5 protein-coding genes are annotated in these 4,622 nt (G+C 41.6%); 2 read left to right on the forward strand and 3 right to left on the reverse strand.

Annotation, left to right across the window (positions count from 1 at the left end):
* Positions 1-1,423, forward strand: a 1,423-nt coding sequence (locus LUQ50_RS05920) for a PAS domain-containing sensor histidine kinase (RefSeq protein ID WP_300037619.1), incomplete at its 5' end; no start/stop codon positions are given.
* 128 nt (positions 1,424-1,551) lie between these two features.
* On the opposite strand, the gene LUQ50_RS05925 is transcribed toward LUQ50_RS05920, so the two are convergent.
* Entirely contained in the window at positions 1,552-2,088 is a 537-nt protein-coding gene (locus LUQ50_RS05925; RefSeq protein ID WP_300037622.1) for a type IV pilin N-terminal domain-containing protein, read from the reverse strand.
* Positions 2,085-2,663, reverse strand: a complete 579-nt coding sequence (locus tag LUQ50_RS05930) for a type IV pilin N-terminal domain-containing protein (RefSeq protein WP_300037625.1) — start codon at positions 2,661-2,663, stop codon at positions 2,085-2,087. The genes LUQ50_RS05925 and LUQ50_RS05930 overlap by 4 nt, the downstream gene beginning before the upstream one ends.
* Positions 2,664-2,890: 227 nt before the next feature.
* On the opposite strand from LUQ50_RS05930, the gene LUQ50_RS05935 reads away from it, so the two are divergent.
* Positions 2,891-3,442: an FmdE family protein gene (locus LUQ50_RS05935; protein WP_300037628.1), complete on the forward strand. Its 552-nt coding sequence runs from the start codon at positions 2,891-2,893 to the stop codon at positions 3,440-3,442.
* Here LUQ50_RS05935 and LUQ50_RS05940 read toward each other — a convergent pair.
* Positions 3,433-4,293, reverse strand: a complete 861-nt coding sequence (locus tag LUQ50_RS05940; RefSeq protein ID WP_300037631.1) for a class I SAM-dependent methyltransferase — start codon at positions 4,291-4,293, stop codon at positions 3,433-3,435. The two genes, LUQ50_RS05935 and LUQ50_RS05940, sit on opposite strands and share 10 nt — an antisense overlap.
* Between the last annotated feature and the right edge of the window lie 329 nt (positions 4,294-4,622).

Genomic DNA, 4,622 nt, shown 5'->3' on the forward strand with positions numbered 1-4,622 from the left:
CGGACTGGATAAAATCCTCATTCCGGATATCTCGGAAATGGCGGGCATGAGTTCCCGGGTGGATGCACACGTATCTGTAACAGATTATGTCCACACGCATCTTTGTAACCATGCAAAAAAATTTGAGATGTACGCTTCATGTCCGTTCCCGCTTGTAGATGAAAACGGTAAAACCATAGGGTATATGTGTTTCTTCAATACGAGTGAGATACCGGCAGATGAACAACGGCTTATGATCAACCTTGTTCATACCACTTCACATATCATCAATGCAGCAGCAACCTTTTCTTCTTATCAGGAAATAAACGAGAATTACCAGACTCTTGTTGATAATATCCCTCATGGATTTTTTTTTAAGGATCCCTCACTTCGGTATATTGCCTGTAACAGACAGTATGCAGATAATATCGGTAAAAAACGTGAGGAAATTCTGGGAAAAACAGATTATGATCTCTTTTCCGGGGCAACCGCGGAGATTTCATCCCGGATTGACCAGGAATTGATTGTATCCGGAGAGACCCGGGAAAAGGTTTTTGAACTGATTGAGGAGAATAAAACCCGGTGGATTGAATCCATCCTGACACCGATCAAGGATAATAACGGCCATATTGCTGGGATTTTGGGAATCAGCCGCGATATAACCGAGATGAAATTATCCCAGGAAAAAATGCAATGTCTGTACAACGAACTTGAGGTTATTACAGAGGCCAGGACGGAAGAACTATTCCGGACCCAGGAAGCATATTCCCAGGCAAATAATAAGTTAAATCTGCTGAATTCTGTAACCCGTCATGATATTCTGAACCAGATAAATGCATTATATGGATACCTGGAACTCATCAAGGAGTCGGTTTCAGATATCGGAATCTCTCAGTACTTACAAAAAATTGAACAGTCTGCAGAAGCCATCCAGGAACAGATCCTCTTCACCAGGATTTATCAGGATATCGGTGTTTTTTCCCCGGTATGGCAGTCAGTCCTGGCAGTGGTGGATCGAATCCTTACCGGATTCAAAACAGGTACTATCAGATTCCTGATCTCCCTTAATCCGGTCGAAGTATATGCAGATCCCCTGCTTGAAAAGGTATTCTATACCCTGGTGGATAACTCCATACGGCACGGAAAAACCGTCACCACCATAACCATACGGGATGAGATCGTGGATGACACCCTTGTTATCAGGTACGAGGACGACGGAATTGGTATATTGCCGGAAGAGAAGGATCATATATTTGAACGGGGTTATGGCCACAATACCGGACTTGGTTTATTTCTTGCAAGAGAAATCCTGCAGATAACCAGCCTCTCCATCCGGGAATCGGGAGCGCAGGGTAACGGGACATGTTTCGAGATCACGGTACCCTATAATTGTTATCGGCATTGTTCAGTTCAGGATCCCTCTGCCGGACTGGAAAACGATTAATCCGTCCGAATATATGAATGGAGCTTATTCAATCTGATAAAACATCATAATTACGGTTTCTCAATTTACGTATCATCCAACCCGTTTTAAATATCCCTGCAACCAGAACGGGTCTCCTTTAAAAAAAATTATGACTGAATCAGGATTTCAGGTTTGGCAATGAGATTCCTGTCGTAATAAAACTCAAGATAGAAGGTATTGCCCAGATTTTTTTGATCAAAGAGATCATATCCCCCATTCGTACTATTGTATACTTGTTTTATATCTTCTCCGAATATACCCTGGGTCTCACCTGCCTTCATCGAAGTGATTCCGGCAGCCCAGTTGTCATTACCGCTGTTACCCGTTTTATTGGTGATAAATTTCTTATTTATCTCTACAAATTTGTTATCTGCATCAGGACCAAATGTTTTGGTAGGTTTCAGGATTATCGACACTTCTGATACCGGAAGCGGGTCACCGGAGATATGAGTAATGGTAAGGCTGGCATTCGACTGGTTGGACTGACTCTGGTGAAATTCTCCCTGAAGGGTAACAGATGGTGGTTTATCTTTTGTCTCGATAAGTCCTCCTGCATAACTGTTAACGATGGCTGCAATAATCAGGGTCAGAGTAAGCATCAGGAGAACTCCAATAACCGGAGAAACGGCGGATTCAGTTCTCATGAAGAACTATCTCCTCCCACGATGAGTTCCTTGTTGTATATGGTTGCCTGTGAGGGAATATGAACAAATTTGATCGTGAGCAGGTCACCGGGCTTAATATTTTCTACATTATCGATACCAAAAATGGTTTTGTCTCCTGAAGCATTGTTAACAATCATCTTTGTTCCCCCGAGAAGAGTATAATTCCCAAAATCATGCTGGTTTACTCCGGCATTATTTGGAACAAGTCCTAATGGAAAGATACTTCCCGGTATGGTAGTATTGCCACCCGAACTGTCTTTTGTTTTCCAGGTGGTGATAATTTTCAGGTCACGCGTTGGAATACCCTCCCCTGTAGATACTACTGTCATTGAGAGGTTTAAAAGCGATTCATTATATTTCCATGCATCTGTCTGAAGAACAAGTTGAGGCGGCTTGCTCTTCGTTTCCGAGAGACCACCGGCATATCCGCTGATGACTGCAGCAAGGATTACGGTAACGATGAGCATAAGCATAATTCCAACAACCGGGCTGACCCCAGGATCTGAACCTTTATTTCTGGCATTCCCGGGAGGATCGATCTGAGGCGATAACATCTCTATACTATTCGGCGTTAGGTATTATTAATTTATCATTGCTAAAAATAAATTATATATTATATAAAAAAGGCTGATACGATATCCTCCCTCAAGGTTCTCCAGTTAAGAAAGAAATCCGGTTCACATGATGGGAAAAAAATTAGTATTTACCTTTATGTAATGTCAGGTATATTTCTATACCTTTTTTTTCCTCGCTCCTCCAGTACTGTATGAGTCTGATTACTATGTCGGAATATTCTATCCTTCTGGAAATGGCAAAGACATTTCACGGAGATGCGTGTCCTGGGATTATTATGGGCACACGGATGAGTATCGCCGGAATGCGGGAACTGGGAATGAATCCCCTTGAACGAAACCGAAATCTGCTGGTGTACGTAGAGATAGATCGGTGTGCAACCGATGCCATCCAGGCCATTACCGGCTGCACACTTGGTCACAGGACCCTTAAATTTATGAATTATGGAAAATTTGCTGCGATATTTGTGAACATGGATACTGGCAAAGCCGTCAGAATAGCCGCCATCCCTAAACAGAACGGGCAGGGAGAGAATATGGCAGAAACCGTGCAAAAACTCGCTGTGATACCGGAATCTGAATTATTCTCCATACGGGAAGTCAGTATCCGGATTCCGGAAGAAGATCTTCCTGGATTTCCTTTATACAAGGAGATCTGCAGTGTATGTGGGGAACAGGTACTAGATAAAAAGGAGGTTGTCAAAGATAACAGGGTATTCTGTAAAAACTGCCAGGGAAAATCATATTATTCCTATAAGTGAAGGAATTGTTCTTTATCCCACCAGATTTTACATCTTGGAGATTTTTCCCTGATTACGCAATAATTTTTTTCCTGAATTAATTTTTTCTCCAGGTATTTTTTCAACAATGATCTCTGTTCCTGGGTTGAAAGGTTAAGCCCGGTACTCTGGTCTTCCAGAGCTTCTTCCACGCTGGAAAAACGATGTGATATCTCTTCCAGATTTACTTCTACGTTTGCATAAATTCCCATCTGGTTTAAAAGATTGTAGATTATATTTGGTTTTCTCCCGGTTTCGGGGGGAATACCAAATAATTGCTCCCAGATCTCCAGGTAATTCCGTTGCCAGGGAGACATCATATCAGCAAACCAGAATATATAGACATATTTTCTGCTGACATCGTTCATTTTCTGCAAAGCTTCCTGTAAATCCGGAAAAGCAAGAGAGTATGAGGATATGACAAGATCATACGGGGGAGTGAGATCCTGTTCCACCACAATATCCTCCCATTTTTTTGGAACGATAGTAATATTTGAAATTCCGGATTCTACAGTATTTTCACGCAGGCAGGTGAGCATCCCCCCTGATGGTTCTACAGACGTTACATCTTTTACCACTCCTGCCAATGGAATGGAGAGTGTTCCAGGACCTGCTCCAATATCCAGTACCCTGAAATCCGGTTTGATATCCATGGATTGCATCCGGTAGGAAGCAGCACTCCAGTTATCTTCTTTGACCATATCATTATACCGACGGCATTTTTCCGGATCAGACCACCTTTTGCCGCAACTAGTACAACCTTTGCCGGAGTCTTCAGGAGAGAATGGTTTTTTCCATGCCTCGTTCCAGTCAATGGCATTGACATCAATCATTTGTTAAAGCTTTCATGCAGGATAATATAAAACCTGTGAGAATATACTCGGGGTATCAATTAATTTTAATAATTAATACTGCTAAATTAATTAATGGTGGTTAGCATTCCAGTCAATATAGTACTTACTCATGATAGAACTATACACATCTGGAAGAACTATTGATTGTTACATCCGATCATGCTTAAAATCAATTGTTACTAATAAAACTGACAGTATCCTATTACATTATCTAACCACCTTATTCTTCTCAAGACTCCACAAGTAGGGTCAGGATGATGTTCAAGCATTTCGAAAAATGTATATTATATTACATAGTAACTAGTAAA

It is taken from the genome of Methanospirillum sp. (assembly GCF_028679455.1).
Lineage (GTDB): Archaea > Halobacteriota > Methanomicrobia > Methanomicrobiales > Methanospirillaceae > Methanospirillum.